15 protein-coding genes are annotated in these 17612 nt (G+C 40.6%); 9 read left to right on the top strand and 6 right to left on the bottom strand.

The genetic code is table 11. From position 1 onward, the window contains the following. Positions 1-259: 259 nt before the first annotated feature. The 7 genes from AC1DRQ_RS17335 (at position 260) to AC1DRQ_RS17305 (ending at position 6932) form a co-directional block, all read left to right on the top strand. The gene (locus tag AC1DRQ_RS17335; protein WP_429400002.1) at positions 260-703 is read left to right on the top strand and encodes a hypothetical protein; all 444 of its coding nucleotides are present in this window, start codon (positions 260-262) and stop codon (positions 701-703) included. A gap of 51 nt (positions 704-754) precedes the next feature. Further along, positions 755-1348, top strand: coding sequence for a penicillin-binding protein activator LpoB (locus AC1DRQ_RS17330; protein WP_477425878.1), 594 nt, complete (start codon positions 755-757; stop codon positions 1346-1348). Between the two features lie 98 nt (positions 1349-1446). Beyond that, the gene (locus tag AC1DRQ_RS17325) at positions 1447-2889 is read left to right on the top strand and encodes a COG3014 family protein (protein WP_477425877.1); all 1443 of its coding nucleotides are present in this window, start codon (positions 1447-1449) and stop codon (positions 2887-2889) included. Between the two features lie 101 nt (positions 2890-2990). Then, positions 2991-3416 (top strand): DUF1801 domain-containing protein, encoded by a 426-nt coding sequence (locus tag AC1DRQ_RS17320; RefSeq protein WP_477425876.1) that lies wholly within the window; start codon positions 2991-2993, stop codon positions 3414-3416. 134 nt (positions 3417-3550) lie between these two features. Continuing rightward, positions 3551-3958: an HYC_CC_PP family protein gene (locus AC1DRQ_RS17315; RefSeq protein WP_477425875.1), complete on the top strand. Its 408-nt coding sequence runs from the start codon at positions 3551-3553 to the stop codon at positions 3956-3958. Positions 3959-4121: 163 nt separating this feature from the next. Next, positions 4122-4637, top strand: coding sequence for a DUF3347 domain-containing protein (locus tag AC1DRQ_RS17310; protein WP_477425874.1), 516 nt, complete (start codon positions 4122-4124; stop codon positions 4635-4637). 18 nt (positions 4638-4655) lie between these two features. Further along, a complete protein-coding gene (locus AC1DRQ_RS17305) occupies positions 4656-6932 on the top strand; it encodes a multicopper oxidase domain-containing protein (protein WP_477425873.1) in 2277 nt (758 codons plus the stop codon). A 48-nt stretch (positions 6933-6980) separates the two neighbouring features. On the opposite strand, the gene AC1DRQ_RS17300 is transcribed toward AC1DRQ_RS17305, so the two are convergent. The 4 genes from AC1DRQ_RS17300 to AC1DRQ_RS17285 all read right to left on the bottom strand — a co-directional run bounded on the left by AC1DRQ_RS17300 (position 6981) and on the right by AC1DRQ_RS17285 (position 14587). Then, positions 6981-8207 carry a multiheme c-type cytochrome gene (locus AC1DRQ_RS17300; protein WP_477425872.1) on the bottom strand — a complete coding sequence of 409 codons (1227 nt, stop codon included), beginning with the start codon at positions 8205-8207 and terminating at the stop codon, positions 6981-6983. Between the two features lie 165 nt (positions 8208-8372). Beyond that, the gene (locus AC1DRQ_RS17295) at positions 8373-9866 is read right to left on the bottom strand and encodes a RagB/SusD family nutrient uptake outer membrane protein (protein WP_477425871.1); all 1494 of its coding nucleotides are present in this window, start codon (positions 9864-9866) and stop codon (positions 8373-8375) included. 18 nt (positions 9867-9884) lie between these two features. Beyond that, positions 9885-13304: a TonB-dependent receptor gene (locus AC1DRQ_RS17290; protein WP_477425870.1), complete on the bottom strand. Its 3420-nt coding sequence runs from the start codon at positions 13302-13304 to the stop codon at positions 9885-9887. A 251-nt stretch (positions 13305-13555) separates the two neighbouring features. Then, positions 13556-14587: a FecR family protein gene (locus AC1DRQ_RS17285; protein ID WP_477425869.1), complete on the bottom strand. Its 1032-nt coding sequence runs from the start codon at positions 14585-14587 to the stop codon at positions 13556-13558. 139 nt (positions 14588-14726) lie between these two features. On the opposite strand from AC1DRQ_RS17285, the gene AC1DRQ_RS17280 reads away from it, so the two are divergent. Continuing rightward, entirely contained in the window at positions 14727-15164 is a 438-nt protein-coding gene (locus AC1DRQ_RS17280) for a MarR family winged helix-turn-helix transcriptional regulator (protein WP_477425868.1), read from the top strand. Between the two features lie 8 nt (positions 15165-15172). Further along, positions 15173-15673 carry a GNAT family N-acetyltransferase gene (locus AC1DRQ_RS17275; RefSeq protein ID WP_477425867.1) on the top strand — a complete coding sequence of 167 codons (501 nt, stop codon included), beginning with the start codon at positions 15173-15175 and terminating at the stop codon, positions 15671-15673. Here the strand turns inward: AC1DRQ_RS17275 and AC1DRQ_RS17270 are convergent. Together AC1DRQ_RS17270 and AC1DRQ_RS17265 are read right to left on the bottom strand one after the other, a co-directional pair. Beyond that, positions 15580-16281 carry an RNA polymerase sigma-70 factor gene (locus AC1DRQ_RS17270; RefSeq protein ID WP_429399989.1) on the bottom strand — a complete coding sequence of 234 codons (702 nt, stop codon included), beginning with the start codon at positions 16279-16281 and terminating at the stop codon, positions 15580-15582. The genes AC1DRQ_RS17275 and AC1DRQ_RS17270 overlap by 94 nt on opposite strands. 319 nt (positions 16282-16600) lie before the next feature. Further along, a complete protein-coding gene (locus AC1DRQ_RS17265) occupies positions 16601-17515 on the bottom strand; it encodes an NAD(P)/FAD-dependent oxidoreductase (RefSeq protein ID WP_477425866.1) in 915 nt (304 codons plus the stop codon). Between the last annotated feature and the right edge of the window lie 97 nt (positions 17516-17612).

Genomic DNA, 17612 nt, shown 5'->3' with positions numbered 1-17612 from the left:
TATGAAACCAGATCAGGTATTACTCCATTTATGGTTAGGTTTATGAAGATTAATTGAAGCTGTATTAATCCATTTGTCAAATTTTATGTCAAAATGGAGAAGTTTGGCTGTCAACATATGGTAAGTTTCCTGTTGAAATTTATTAATTGTTTAAATATGATCGCCATAGTTAAATAACGTTAAATTATGACCTCAGGCTAACTTTACGTGAACATATGAGCTTATATTTTGCTTATTTTTACTCTATAATTTTAATGTGATGCAAAGGAAATTAATTATTATAGCCGGCTTGCTATTTGGCAGCTTTTATAGCGGCATAGTAAACGCCCAGCAAACTGCTTTATTGCCTGACCAAAATCCAAGATATATGGAGAGTCAGCGCAAATACGCCATGGGTGCCGACAGTTTGAACAGCCTGCATGGTACTACTATTCAAAACACTTACAAAGCTTATGACTGGTACGAGGCCAAAATGGAACGTCGCCGTCAAAATCGCGAATGGAGACATCAGGAGCGCATGAATGGATATTATGATTATACACCATCATGGGGCCTTTATGGTAATTATTACCCAAGTGTTAGCTTAGGCTACGGTTGGGGTAACCGCTGGGGCGGTGGCTATGGCAACCGCTGGGGTGGTGGTTACGGAGGCCGCTGGGGTGGCCGAAGCAACATTGGAATAGGCGTTGGCTTTGGCTGGTAACAATTTATATTAAATACAATCTAAAACATCATAAAAACCCTAACAATACAAATGAAATTCAATAAAATTTTAACAGTTGCTGCAATTGCAGTTTCGGGAATGCTTATAGCCTCTTGTTCCAGACAAGTAACTCGTGTAAGCACAGATCAAACAATAGACGTAAGCGGCAGCTGGAATAACAGCGATTCAAGAATGGCAGCAGATGAGCTAACCGGTAAAATTTTGGGCGCTAACTGGATAAGCACACATCAGGAAGAACACCAGGGTAAAAAACCGGTAGTTATTGTTGGGTTTGTTCAAAACAAAAGTCATGAACACATAGATGCCGAAACGTTTATAAAAGATATTGAAAGCTCATTTATACAAACACAAAAAGTACGTTTGGTACAGGGCGGCAAAAAGCGTGATGAATTGCGCGCCGAAAAAGAAGACCAGCAAACCAATGCAACGGTTTCAAGCATGAAAAAATTCGGACTTGAAAATGGTGCTGATTACATATTGCAAGGCTCTATAAATTCAATTGTTGACGCGCACAAACGTCAAAAGGTAGTTTATTATCAGGTAAACCTGGAACTGACAAACATCCAAACCAATGAAGTGGTATGGATAGGAGAAAAGAAAATAGCCAAGTACGTTAAAAACTAATCCACTTTTAGTATCAAGTAGTTAGTATCAAGTATCAGGATTTTTTTAATACTATTTAGTATAGCTTATCGAAGCTGTCTTGATACTAACTACTCGATATGAACACTTTCATAATGACAAATATTCGTACGTATATTCTTGGGGCATCATCTGTTATAGGATTGATGCTTTTTTTGTTAGGCTGCGCTTCCTATAACGACCGTATTCTTCCATACTATAAAAATGTTTCGGCCGGAAATTACCGGGAAGCAGAAACGCAGCTTGACAAAAACAGCCTGATACAAAAACCACGGAATAAACTGCTGTATTTGATGGAAAAAGGAAGGATAAGCCACCTGAACGGGGAATACGAAAATAGTAACAGATATTTTAATGAGGCCGACTCCATGCTGGATCAGGGCTTAACAAGTGCTTCCGACGCGGCTGTTGGTGTGCTGCTTAACCCTATGGAGCAAAAGTATAAGGGCGAGGATTTTGAAAAATTCATGATCCATTATTACAAAGCACTCAATTACACGTACCTGCACAATACCGAAGATGCCATTGTTGAAGCCCGACGCATCACTTTGCAGGCGCAGGAGCAAGGGGATAAATTTAATAATAAGGATAAACGTTATAGCAATGATGCATTTTCACTGATGTTACAGGGAATGCTTTATGAAAGCAATAATGATGTTAATAATGCCTTTATATCCTACCGTAACGCTGTCGAAATATATTTGAAAAGCCCGGACAGTATCTATTATGGTACCCGAATACCGTTCGGACTTAAAGAGGATGTAATCCGTACCGCTTCATTAAATGGATTTACAACAGAAGCAGACCAGTTTGAAAAAACGTTTGGCATTAAATACGAACCTCAAAAACCGGCGGAAGGCGGGGAACTGATATTTTTCTGGGAAAATGGCCTTGCACCAGTTAAAACCCAGGTCGATCTGTTTTTTAGCCTGATCAGAAACAGTAATGGCGACCTTTTCTTTACAGACGCGGCCGGCGGGCTGGTAATCCCTTTTAATTATAATGGCGACAGGAACAGGGTGAATACTAAATCGGTTGAAAGTTTAAGAGCAGCATGGCCAAAATATATTGCGCAAACACCTTATTATTCAAGCGCTGTAATCACCGTAAACCAGGAAAAGATCCCATTTGAAAAAGCCGAAGATATTAATGAACTGGCTTTTAAAACGTTGCAGCAACGCACCCTAAATGAAATGGGCAAAGTACTCTCCAGGCTGGCCGTAAAAAAAATGGCAGAATATGCGTTACGCGCAAGCGCTAAAAGCGACGATCATAAAAGCAATTCACTGTTAGAAGGTTTGGGTTACGGTATGCAGCTGTACAGTCTGCTTTCTGAAAAAGCAGATACCCGCAACTGGCAAACCCTGCCGGCCAGTATTTCTTACGCCCGTATCCCATTGCAAAAGGGCGAAAATCAGATCAGCATCACCATGAAAAATGCCCGGGGAACTGATGAAACCCAAACCATCAAAATAAATGGCACCGGCAGGCTCCAGTTTTATAATTATTCAACATTGAAATAATTCAAAAGCGTTTATTAGCTATTAAAAATCCTATATTTAAATATAGTTGTGGCATAAAATTCATGTCGCCTTAGGATAGTATTAACCTAACATATAATACAATGGCTAAGAACAAAACAACCGAAACTACAGGCAGTGTAACTGATTTTTTAAATACAGTACCTGACGAAACGAAACGCAACGACAGCTTTCGCCTGGTGGAGATCATGGAAGAACAATCCGGATACAAAGCCAAAATGTGGGGGCCAAGTATTGTAGGTTTTGGCAGCTATCATTACAAATATGCAAGCGGCCATGAAGGTGACGCGCCACTGGCCGGCTTTTCTCCCCGTAAGGGTGCAACCACACTTTACCTTATGCATGATCCCACAGAAAAAGAAAAACTACTTACTAATTTGGGCAAACACAAAACCGATGGGGGCTGTATATACATAAAAAAGCTAAAGGATATAGATGAAGAAATTCTCCGGAAAATGATCAGTACATCTATCAGTTATTTAAAGGAAAAATATCCACAGCAAAAATAATACAGAGAATAAATGTCAGAGAGCTTGATAAAAGTTGTGAGTTATATCCCCCTCCACGTATCATCGCAAAATTTTATAAACAGCTTACAAAATTTTATAAAACAGATAGGGGTGAATAGTATATCTTTGTTTTAATGAAAAGAGCGGCCATTTTAAGTATAGCGGCATTTTACCTGTTACTCACCACAGGGATGTTTGTCTGTATAGTGCATTGTACCGGCCAAAGCTTATTTCATCCCAAAATGGCTATGCAAGCCATGAACCATGATGAACATCAGGGTAAACAACATAAACATAACGTAAAAGACAAGGATTGCGACTGCTGCAAAAAGCATGGCAATTATGTGATTAAAGAAAACATTAAGCCAGGTACGGTAGCTTTGCAGTTGCCGCAAATGGCAGTGATCCTTCGTGAATTTAATTACATACCATTACCTGATCAATCTCCAGCCCTGAATAAATTTGTGCCACGATATGGCAAGGCACCACCAGGCTTATCGGGTAAGGAAATTTCCATTCAGTTACGTTCACTTCAGATCTGATAAACAGATAACCTGCATCATGTGCAGCCGGGCATTTATTGCTCCATTTTTCCCAATTCCGATTTAATTACCAGGTTAAATAGCTTTACTACAAGCACGATTATTGCTGCTTTTCGGGCTATAACCATCAGATAAAATTCAAAAATCTTTAATAAATAAAACTATGAAAACTATCAAAACACTCATCATACTTTTTACCGTATTTGTAACTTATTCAACCGTTAAAGCTCAAGACAAGCCGGCAGCAAGTGCTGTAAACAATGTACTTACCGCTTATCTGGATGTTAAAAATGCCTTAACAACCGATAATAAAGCTGCTGCCAAAAGCAAGGCCCATGATCTTTTAACCGCTATAAATGCCGTGCCGATGGATAAGCTAACACCAGAACAGCACAAACTGTGGATGAACTACAGTGAAAAACTGGAGTTTGATAGCAGGCACATCAGTGAAAGCGATGCCATTGATCATCAGCGTGAACATTTTACCAGTCTTTCTAAAAATCTGTATGACGTCATAAAAGGTTTAAAATTGAATGCGGCTACCGTTTATGAGCAATATTGCCCCATGAAAAAAGCTACCTGGTTAAGTGAAACCAGCGCCATCAAAAATCCATACTACGGCAAGCAAATGCTTACCTGCGGCAAAACAACCGAGACACTGGCCCCGGCTACTAAATAATTTTAACAGGTTTTATTTATGAAGACTTACCTTTTAATATGGGTAAATCTGTTCCTGTCATTTTTCGCTTTCGGTCAGCATAACATGTCTATGAAAATGGATAAGGGTGCTGCCGAAAAGCGTTTGCCCTTTTATACCAAAATTGGCAACAGGGACATTTACCATTTATACATAGGCGATACCGTGGTGAACTACACCGGTAAAGCAAGGCCCGCCATGGCCATTAATAGCTCCATCCCGGCACCTACCCTAACTTTTACGGAGGGTGATACTGCCGAGATCTATGTGCATAACAATATGATGATGGAAACCTCCATTCACTGGCATGGGTTAATATTGCCCAACCGATACGATGGGGTTTCGTATTTAACCACCTCGCCCATAAAGGCAGGCGAAACACATCTGTACAAATTTCCATTGGTTCAAAATGGCACGTACTGGTATCATTCGCACACCATGACCCAGCAGCAAAGCGGTATGTATGGCGCTTTTATTATCCGCAAAAAGCAACCTTCGCCGGTAAAGGATTATACCTTGCTGCTCAGCGACTGGACAGATGAAAACCCTGAACAGGTACAACGCTCACTACACAATGCTACCGACTGGTATGCTATACGCAAGGGCAGTACGCAAAACTACTTTGAGGCCATTAAAGAGGGGCATTTTAAAACCAAGGTAGGCAACGAGTGGAAAAGAATGCTGGCCATGGATGTAAGTGATGTATTTTACGACCGCTTTTTTAGCAATGGCAAACCCGAAAATATCGCCCCGCAATTTAAAGCAGGCGACCAGGTAAGGTTGCATGTGGTTAATGGTAGTTCATCTACCTATTTCTGGCTCAATTATGCAGGTGGCAAGATCACCGTAGTAGCCAACGATGGTGAAGATGTGGAACCTGTTGAGGTTGACAGGCTCATCATAGCGGTTGCCGAAACTTATGATGTACTGGTAACCATCCCCAAAGATGGCAGCTATGAGTTTTTAGCCACCCCCGAAGATCGCACCAAATACACATCCCTGTGGCTTGGTTCAGGGACACAGCATAAAGCAAAACATCTGCCCAAACTCAAATACTTTGAGGGGATGAAAATGATGAACGGCATGATGAGTATGAACGGCGATATGAAAGAAATGGATGGCATGGTAATGGCTAACCAGGTAATGGATATGAACACCGTCATGTATCCTGAGATAACTGGTGATGCAAAAACGGCCGACCATCCAAAAGATTCAACCGCTGCTAAAATGGATAATATGCCGGGAATGGATATGGGAGGAAGTAACTCAGACATAGTTACCCTGAATTACGGTATGTTAAAATCAACCAAGGTTACTACCCTGCCTAAAGGGCCAACCAAGCTGTTAAGATTTGACCTTACCGGTAACATGAACCGTTATGTGTGGACCATCAATAATAAAACGGTATCTGAATCAGATAAGATCCTGATTAAAAACGGCGAAAATGTTAGGATCATCCTGTACAACAATACCATGATGCGGCATCCCATGCACCTGCATGGCCATTATTTCAGGGTGTTGAACGGGCAGGGTGAATATTCTCCCTTAAAAAACACGCTTGATATTATGCCAATGGAAAGAGACACCATTGAATTTAAAGCCACGGAAAGCGGCGACTGGTTTTTTCACTGTCATATACTTTACCATATGATGAGTGGTATGGGACGCATATTCAGCTATGAAAACTCGCCGCCCAACCCCGAAATTCCAGACCCGACAACAGCCATCAAAAAGATCTATGCCGATGATCAGCATTTTTACGCTACTGCAAAAGTAGGGTTGGAAAGTAACGGCAGTGATGGAACCGCTGCCATTGCCAATACCCGCTGGAAACTATCAACCCTGTGGCACTTGGGCTTAAATGACCATGACGGTTACGAAAGTGAAACTATGGCAGGCCGCTATTTTGGGCAAATGCAATGGTTATATGCTTACGGCGGCTTTGATTATCACTATAAAAAAGCCGAGGGGCAGGAGAAGAACCTGTTTGGACAGGTAAGCAATAAAAATAACCGTAAAACTGTAGTTGCCGGTTTGGCCTATACCTTGCCCATGTTACTAATCGCCGATGCCCGGGTAGATGGGAATGGTAAATTACGGTTTCAGTTAAGCAGGGATGATATCCCGCTTACCAGCCGCCTGCGTTTCACCATTATGGGCAATACCGATAAAGAATATGCCGCGGGTTTCCGGTATATTTTCACCAAGTATTTCTCCCTGTCGAGCCATTATGATAGCGACATGGGATTGGGAGGGGGCTTAACGCTTACCTATTAAATTGCGTTTTTAGAAACTGCTTGATAAAAAACTCCCCCTTCGGGGGGCTTACAAATTCTTTGTTTTTATAAAGGCTAAAATCTTTTGAGTTTCTTCAGGGTATATTGCAATCCGGTGGGTGCGCAACAGGTAAGGCGAGTTCATTTTACCCCCGGCTTCGCCTATCGTAATGATGTGGGAAGATTTTTGGGGCATGTGGCAGTTTATACAATAAGTGTTGATGGCCGTACCTAATTTGGGTGCCATAGTACAAAAATTATGATTAGCCTCACTATGGCAACTTAAGCATTTTTGTGTGTACATAGCCAAACTTTGACTTTGGCTAATATGCGGATCATGACAGGTGCCGCAATCCATCTTGCTCATGATATAACATTTGCTTGTTGGCAGCAATGAACTTTGGTTGCCATGAACATCAAGTGTAGCGGGTACCGGGCTGTTGCCTACAAAGTCGAGCTCTTTAAACTTAGCCAAAGTATCGCCCATTTGAAAACTAAATGATGACCTCAAAAAAGCGCCTTTAGTACCCGAGTGACAAACAGCACAGGCGTCCATTTTTTGGCCCCTGGTTAACGAGCTGTAAGTGGTTATATATTTTGCCTTCTTTTCATCGGGGTACGCGGTATGGTAATTTACATGATTGGCAGCCGGTCCGTGGCAACGCTCGCAATCAATTCCATATATCAGCGATGCCTTGTCAAACCCTACCGACATATGTTCCATAGGCAGTTCGCTAATGTATGAGGTATGGCACTCCAGACATTTCCTTAAAATTGGCCTTTGGAAATTGACACGGGTGGGATCATAACCGGGGCTGTTTGCCCAATTGTGCAAGGCGGTAAAGTACGACACCGGCAATTCAAACAACTGGTTGTTTTTCCAGTACAGATAGGTTTGGGCATTTACAAGGCCAATGGTTATTTCAAATTTTTGTGCCTCGGTTTGTTTTCCATTTAAGTAACCCACCTGGTAAAGACTATCGCCCCGCTTTTCCATGGTCACTTTAAGGCTATTACCATATTCAAAAGTATTTGAATCTTTAGCAAAACTACCTTTGATGGTATTTGGTGATGCCGGGCTCGAGGTTTGAAAGTGAGCAGTGTGGATATAAGAATCATAAACACTGCTATGGCATTTTACGCAACTGGCCGAGCCCGCATATATCTCGCCGCGTGGATCATCTTCTGGAGCACCATCGTTATAACATTGTGTTAAAATAAAACTTAAGGGGATCAGCGCAATTAAAACAAAGAAGAATGTCTTTTTTTTAAGCATATCTTTTAATTCAGCGTATTGGATAAAGCGGTTTAAAATTGGTTTGATCCTGTAAAAGGTCATTATAAAATCAGCAACAATTTACTTCAATAATTAAACAAAACAAATAAAAAACAAAAGGCTGCCACCATAAGCGACAGCCTTTTGTTTAACCCTGGTTATTAATTAATAACCAGGGTTTTGTTTTACTTTACTACCATTAGTGGTTTCATTTAATGGTATAGGTAAAATTTCATTAACACCTGCCTTGAAACCTTTAAATGCAAGTGCTGCAGGAGCCTGCCCCCATCTTACCAGGTCAAACCAGCGATGGCCTTCTGTAGCCAGCTCCAGGCGCCTTTCGGTATAAACGTTTTGCAAAGTTGCAGGTACCGATGGTAAACCAACACGGCTACGTACTGCATCCAGTAATGTCTGGGCACGTCCGGTACCACCTCCGTTAAGATCTGCCTCGGCTTCCATCAGGTAAGTATCGGCCAAACGGATCTCAATATAATCATTGGGCCAGTTCAAATCAGTAATACCTGTAGTTACTATGTTTGCTAACACAGGTGCGTATTTGTTTATAAAATACCCGGTGTTTTGATAGCTTGCCTCATAGCTTGTACCAGTAGCTTTGGTTAAGCTATCAATATTTACAATAGTATAGCCATACCTTGGGTCGCCTTTCATGGCTGTAGCCAATTGGGTGGTTACCGGGTTAAAACCATAACCAGCGCCGTAATAAATTGGGCCTTTATAGTTACGCGGACCAACCATTTGTACTAAGATGTTTGATTTAAACTGGTCCCAGTTGCTCCAGGTATAGTTTTGCGTACCTGAGTGTACCAGTTCAAATATCGATTCGCTGTTAAATTTATTTTTAACGCTAAATACACTTCCAAAATTTGCCTGCAATTTGTAACCATAATTGGTGTTAACATCCTGCAGGGTTGTGGCGGCAAGCGCCCACTTTTTCTCGTATAAGTAAACTTTACCTAATAACGCTTTTGCAGCACCCTGGGTTACACGTCCGTTTTCGGCAGCGGCAACAGTTACCGGTAAACCATCAATGGCAGCTTTCAGATCTGTTTCTATCTGTGTATATACAGCCTCGGGAGTAGCCTGCGGCTGATCATATACGTTGGTAAGATTCAGGGTAGATAGAATCAAGGGCACATTTTTAAATAACCTAACCAGGTCAAAGTAATAATGTGCAAGTAAAAAATGGCCTTCGGCAGTATATCTTTTTAAAAGATCGGCACTTAAACCAGGTACTTTGGGTAATTGCTCCAGCAATACGTCGGCACGGTTTACACCCTGAAAATTAATAGCCCAAAACTGGTTTTGTGGACCAACGGTTGGTGAAAGCGTATAGTTATTAATTGCCTGCCATGCCGGTACATCAGATGAACTGCCACCACCTGCAAAACAATCGTCAGATGCGGAGTTAAGTGCTCCCAGCGGTGAAGAATAGGTGTTGTCGATACCACCAGTTTCAGTAACCAAAGGGTCATATGCAGCCACTACAGCGGTAAGCGCCTGGGCAGGGTTGGCGTAATAATTTGATTGTAAAAACTCGCCCTGGGGTTGTAATTCCAGGAATGATTTTTTGCAGGATGCCATAGTGCCAATGCCCAACAAAATAGCTCCTGTATATATATAATATTTTGATTTCATGATAATTGTAATTTGTTATTATAAAGTAATATCTAAACCTGCCATGAATGTGCGGGCCTGAGGGTAAATACCCATATCAATACCACCGCTTATTTCCGGATCATAACCTTTATAACCTGTTATGGTAACCAGGTTATTGCTGCTTAAAAATACCCTAACCCTTTTTACATCGGCTGCCTTAAGCCATGATTGTGGTAAAGTGTAACCTAACTGCAAGGTTTTAATGCGGAAGTAAGCACCGTTTTGCAGATAGAAGTTTGATGGGTTTTTAAAGTTCTGATTAGGGTCTGCATCAGTTAAACGTGGGTAATTACTGCTGGCATTAGCTGGTGTCCAGGCATCCAAAGCCGCGATAGGATAATTGGCGCTGGCGATGTCTAAACGGCGGTACGCCTGGTAAATTTTGTTACCCCAAACACCCTGTCCAAATAACTTGATATCAAAGTTTTTGTAATTGGCGTTGAAATTAATACCATACGTAAATGTAGGCAGTGGGTTGCCCAGGAACTTACGGTCGGCCTGAGTAATTTTGCCATCGCCATCTGTATCGGCCCATTTAAAATCGCCGGGTTTTGCATTTGGCTGTATCAGCTGGCCATTTTTAGTATAGGCATTGATCTCTGCCTGTGAGTGAAATACACCCAGTTCCTGAAATCCATAAAATTCACCAACCGGTTGTCCAACGGCTGTGCGGCCAATTTCATAAGTTGAGCTTTGTACAGTACCAACAGTAAAGTAATTGATCTGTGGACCCAGGTTAGTTACCTCATTATGGTTATATGATATATTACCACTTACATTATAATTAAAGTCGCCTACTTTATTAGTATATCCCAGGCTAAGTTCAACACCCTTGTTTTCCATATCACCTACGTTAGCAAATGGCTGACCGCTAAAACCGGCATATGTAGGGAACTGTACTTGTTGTAGCATACCTTTAGTTAGCTTTCTGTACACATCAAAGGTTACACTTAAATTTTGGAACAACGTTGCATCAAAGCCAATATCGGCGCTGCGGGTTTCTTCCCATTTCAGGTCAGGGTTTGCCGGCGCGTTAGGGCTATAACCAATAATAAGTCCATCGTTACCAAACACATAATTACGACCGCTACCAATAGTTGCCGCATACTGGAATGGATCAAGCGCCATTTCATTACCCACTATACCATATGAACCACGTAATTTAATAAAGTCGATAAATGTATTTTTCGGGAACCAATCTTCACGGCTCATTACATAACCTACCTGTGCGGATGGGAAAGTTCCGTATACATTATTACTACCAAATTTTGATGACCCGTCACGACGAACAATACCGGTGAAAAGGTATTTTTGGTCATAATCATACGTTAACCTGGCAAAGGTTGATGCCAGTGTATGCGGCTGAGCAGTAATACCATTGGCTATCCTGTTAGTAGCCGGTAAAGCGAAACCTGTTGAGGCATCGTCAAATGAGTTTACCGGTTCGCCAATAAATGTACCCCCTAAACCTGATGATGTTGTTTTTTGCGCGCTGGTACCCACCAAAGCAGTGAAATTATGCTTGCCAAATGCACGGGTATAAGTGGCTGTGTTGTCAAGGTTCCATGATAAATTCCTGTCATTTTCCTGGTATTGAGAAGTATTTGACAAGTTCTTGGTACTTGAATTCAGATAGTAGATAGGTGTAAAACCATCCTGACCATAATAAGCCTGTTTGGCGCTGATTTGCGACCTGATCTTTAAACCCTGAATTGGCTCGATCTCGGCAAAAGCGCTACCTAAAAGATTAGTGGCATAGCTGTAGTTACCTGCGCGGGTTTGCGCATATGCCAATGGGTTTGTAATTTCCTGCGATACATAGTTTGATATACCGTATGGTAAACCCTGTGCATTATACACAATTGGATTAGTAGGATCGTTATAAATGGCTGCATTTGGCTGAGCGTTAATATTGTTAACTACCGCCGGTGTGATTGGATCAAGATTTAGGGCTGAGCTAAGCGGACCGCCAAATACACTGTTAGTATTACCTACACTCTTGCTTCGTGTATAAGCATAGGTAAAGTTTTCGCCTATGGTAAACCATTTTTTAACTTTATAACTGGTATTGGTAGTAAAGTTAAATTTCTTGTAATCAGAAATATCAGGTGTAACTATACCCTTTTGATCAAGGTAACCAAAAGATGTATAGTAATTGGCTTTATCAGTAGCACCGCTGATGCTTAGGTTATGATTCTGGATCAGAGCGCTATTACTGAAAATTTCATTCTGCCAGTTAGTTCCGGTCCCGAATGATGAAGGGTTGGCAAATGCGGCTGCATTACCGTCATTAGTCAGGGCTTCGTTCCTTAAAGTTGCATATTGTGATGCATTGGCTAATTTTACTTTACTAACCGGGCCTTGCACACCTACATAACCATTATAAGAGATTTGTGGCTCGCCTTTTTTTCCTTTTTTAGTGGTAACTATAATAACGCCATTTGACGCGCGCGAACCATAAATAGCAGCTGACGCGTCTTTTAAAACATCAATTGATTCTACATCATTCGGGTTAACGTTGTCAATGCCGCCGTTATCTACTACAACACCATCAATTACATATAAAGGATCGCTGTTTAGCCTTGAAGTAATACCCCTGATCCTGATCTGCGGTGTAGAGCCCGGAGCGCCTGAGCTTTGAACAACATTTACACCTGTGGTTCTGCCCCTTAATGCATCATCAATACGGGTTACCTGCTGATCCTGCAGATCGGTAGCTTTAACACTGCTGATAGCGCCGGTAACGGTAAGTTTCTTTTGGGTGCCGTAACCTACTACCACCACTTCGGTCAGGTTTTTTACACCCTCAACCATGGTTATAGTAATGTTGGTTTGGTTGCCAACAGTAACCTCCTGGTTGTTAAAGCCAATATAGGCCACTACCAGTACTGAACCCGGACTTGCTACGCTTAATTTAAAATTACCGTTCAAATCGGTAGATACACCATTAGTAGTACCTTTTTCTAAAATGCTGGCGCCGATTATCGGCTCGCCGGTTTTATCAACTACTTTACCGGTTATGGTTACGGCCGTTGATGCATCAGCGTTTACAGTTGATATAATTACAGGTTCAGTAGCATTTAAAGGCACGGCATCAGTAGCTTTACCCAGAACAATCCTGTCCTGCAATACTTCGTAATTAATGCCTTTGCTTTTTAATACCTGATCAAGCACATTTTTAAGCGATTGGTTTTCCATATTGATGGTAACCTTCTGTAAACCGTTAATGGCGTCGCTGCTGTATATAAATTTAATGTTGTCATTTTTTTGCAAATGAGTTAATACATCAACCAATGTGGTGTTATTTAATGATATGCTTATCTTTTTATTAAGTATATCCTGAGCGTTCAAAGTGTTTGAATATGCTATGCCACTTAACATGGTCGATATCAGAATTTGAATAAATGTAATCCTCATGATTTGATACCAGGGAATGGGTGTTCGTAAACGAAATTTCATATATTTGTTATGTTTCTTTTTAAAAATGAGACAATTAACGCCCTGTCACCATTAAAAATGGTGTCCATCGATAGTGGGCTAATCTGAACTTAGGAGTGGTCGTAACACTTCTAAGTTTTTTTATTTATGCCGGTTTTTACTGGCTTTATAATGATATTTAAGCTTTTGTTCTCTGTTTCATCCGTTGATTATTTGGTTAATTAATTGGTTTATTTAAGTTCAATAGTGTTATTTTTTATTTCGTAATCGATATTTAACGATTTATTAAGCGCCTCCAAAACATCGGGCAGATTAAAACCAGAAAAATCGGCATTAAGCATATAATGGTTTAGTTTTTCATTTGCCGCCACAATATGAACATGGTACCTGGAGTTAAGCACAGGTATAATATCTTTCAAAAGCTTGTTATCAAATAAAAGATCTACACGGTTCCATATTTTCAGGGCAGGCTCATCCGCGGTGCTTTCGGGCTTTAGGGTATGATCGTTTGTTGAATACACCACTTTTTGATGCGGGTAAAGCATAACATCACCTTTAGCTATACTTAACGAAGCATTATTAATATTTTGTTTTGTTTTTATGCTCACAGAAACCTTACCTGTAACAACCGATACATCGGCCTCGCTGCTTTGATCATTATCACGTATGCGGAAACTTGTTCCCCAAACTTTAGTAATGATGGAGCGGCTATTGATAATAAAAGGGCGTTTAGGATTCTTAGTAACCTCAAAAAAGCACTCGCCCGACATGGAAACCACCCGTGAGGAAGCGGCAAATACTTTAGGATATCTCAATTGTGCATGAGGGCTCAACCAAACAGAACTACTATCAGGAAGTATTGACTTGTAAATACGGTTTGAATTGTTAGTTATAGCTACTATTTGCAGCTGTTCCGCATCAGCAGAAAGTTTTTTGTTTACCTGTACTTTTTGATAGGTGCCTATGGTTATGGCTACAAGCAGCACGGCAGCAACACCACTTACCCACTGCCAGGTATGCAACCTGCGTATGCCTGATGTTTTTACCGGCGTTTCCTCATCATTTACAACATCTATATTGTTTATTATACTGTTGTATATCTTTTCCTCCAATTCCTTTTGCCCGCTTGTGCTTAGGGTAGGTGTATAATCAGGATCATGCTCAAATGACTGGTACCATTGTTTTACCAATGCAACCTCGGCCTCCGTGCAATTCCCATTAATATACTTTTCCAGTAATTCAATTGATAGATGTTCTTTCATGAAAAAGAAATAATTCGGTTTATACTATGATTGACGTTTATGAAAGGCACATCCCTTAGTCGGGAAATAATTTTTTTTAAAATTTCTTTAACAATAAATATAGTTGACAAAGTCCACCATATTTATTTACCTTTGTAATATGGCTACCACAATAAATCCTATCCCTGATATCAGGGCATTCAACCGGTTTTATACAGACATTATTGGTTTGTTAGACAAACACTTGCTAAATAGCGCTTACTCCCTTGCCGAAGCCAGGATCATTTATGAAATCTATATTGGAGGAAATGTACAGGCATCTCAAATTATGACAGCTATGAATATTGATAAGAGCTATTTAAGCAGGTTGTTAAAAAAGCTGGAAAAGGAGAAATTGATTATCAAAAAACCATCCGGTCATGATGCCCGGGCTATGCTGATCTCCTTAACCAAAAATGGCTTGAAGGAGTTTGATACCCTGAATAAAGCCTCTGATGAACAGATCAGTAAACTGCTTACCAATTTAAACAATACAGATCAGCAAGAGTTGGTGTCGCATATGAATTCAATAATGAACATTTTTAAAAAGCAGCAATAATTATTACCATGGATACGCAAATAACTCTTAATGATATCAAATTAAGAAAAGAACTATTACCAGGAGATCTGGGATATATTGCCTACCTGCATGGGAAACAGTACGCTAAAGAACTTGGCTATGGTTTAAACTTTGAGGGCTATGTTCTGGAAGGTCTGCAGGAATTTGCGCGCCAGTATGCCCCGACTAAAGACAGGGTATGGATTTGCGAGCATGACCAGCAAATTATAGGATTTCTTGTGGGCGTACATCGGGAACAATCGGTTCAGCTGCGCTATTTCATTTTCCTGCCGGAGTATCGTGGAATAGGGCTCGGAAAAAAATTGATGGATGAGTTTATAGCTTATATGAATGAACTTGGTTATAAAAAAGCGTATCTATGGACAACTAATGAACAACACGCAGCGATATCGCTCTATACCAGATATGGCTTCCGTTTAACTGAAGAAAAAGTATCGCACGCATTTGATAAACCACTGATTGAATTAAGATACGATCTGGTATTATAGGCAGGCTTAATAGATCTTTGGATTACTTTACCAGCAAAAGCAAGCGCCGCGATCAGGAGGTAATGACTAAGCGTAAGACGTATTTTTTTCAGCGCTTTGGTTAGGTGCTGCTCTACTGTTTTTTCGGATATGCCCAGGTAGCTGGCAATTTCTTTATTGGTTTTATGCTCCTTGCGGCTCAGTTCATATACAGAACGGCATTTATCAGGCAAATGACTTATCTCTTCTTCAATGGTGTAAGTCAGGTCCTTCAGCATAATGGCATCTTCGGTCGAGTTATCAGCCTCTGTGTGCACAACTTTAAAAGCCTGGTTATACTTTGCCCTTACCAATTCTTTACGGTAAATATCAATAACCTGATGGGTAACTGCCGAAAACAGGTAGGCGCCTATCGTAGTGTTAATTTGAAGTAATTGCCTTTTGGTCCAAAGATTAGTAAAAAGTTCCTGTACAACCTCCTCCGCTAATTCCTTACTTTTTAACCTTTTATATGCTTCGTCAAATAGTCTTTTCCAGTACCGGGAGTATATCTCACGGAATGCATTAAGCCTGTCTTGCCTCAGCAATCTTATCAGTTCCTCTTCGGACAGCTCTGTAAAATCAGTCATAACCTAAATAACACCCAGGTTAATACGATGTAATTAAAATATTAACCAATCAACAAAACTGAAAAAAAATCAAATACCAACCAAATGCGGATTGTAATAGTTTCGTTGAATTTTTCATTTGTTTCGTAACATTTTAGTTAATAAAAATTTACAAAGTGTTTTATTAACACTTTGCCATGTAAAAACTGTCGCCATACTTTCATAGAAAACTGGTTTAAACTATAAAGGCAACCAGTAAAACAGGCTGCCTTTTTGTATTTCAATAGATTGAACTTAGTTTTATAAATATCCTATTCGCTGATCAGGTTATCGGTATGGATTAAATATAATTATTGTCAATTAAATCCTTATTGATAATTGCGCCTGCTACTGTACCCGCCGCTACAACCCCTGCTACTGTACGCATAGGTGAGGTGTTATCGCCTGCGGCATAAATGCCTTGAATATTGGTTCGGCTAAAACCGTCAACATTTATGTATCCGGCATCGGTAAAATCACAACCCAATTGCTGAGGCAAATTACAGTGTTGGGTAAAAGTCGGTCTTGTATATAATGCAGCTAAAGCATAGGTTTCATTATTTTGAAGCTTTATACTTTTTATTTCCCCATTCTCATGAACAATAGTCTTAACCTCTGCCTCTTCAATCTTTATATTATGTGATCTTAGTTTTTTTGCCTGTTCAGCACTAAATGTGGATATACCGTTGGTAAATAACGTAAGATCATCGGTCCAGTTACTAATGAGCTTTGCGTATTCATATCCTATATCTCCATTACCCAGAATACCGGTAGACTGATGGCGCACTTCATATCCGTGACAATAAGGGCAATGCAATATGGTAATACCCCAACACTCGGCAAACCCGGCGATATCAGGCATCACATCAGTTATGCCGGTAGCAAATAATACCACCTGCGCGGTGTAGGTTTGCCCCGCCAGGGTGTGTATTTTAAAGCCATCTGTGACTTTTGATCCGTCAGTAACAAAGTCACCAATCAGTTTAACAGTTTTATATTTTTCAAGCTGCTCCCTGGCAATATTGGTTATAGCAGCCGGAGTTTCACCATCGCGGGTTAAAAAGTTATGTGAATGGGGCGTTTGGCGGTTACATGGTTTACTTGCATCAACAACCAACACATTACGCAGTGCACGGCCCAAAGCTGTAGCCGCCGAAAGGCCGGCATAACTACCGCCAATAATAATTACATCAAAATCCATTTCAAAATTGCTCATCGCCTTATTTTATTAGTAACGAGGGCAAGTTACTTAAAAGAATTTAAATGCAACATTATTGCATTTAAATTCATCAGAAAGCAAAAGAAACTGACAA

The sequence above is a fragment of the Mucilaginibacter sp. P4_E8 genome, assembly GCF_056401495.1.
Note: the sequence above shows the minus strand (reverse complement) of the source record. Positions and strands in the feature narration are given on the sequence as shown.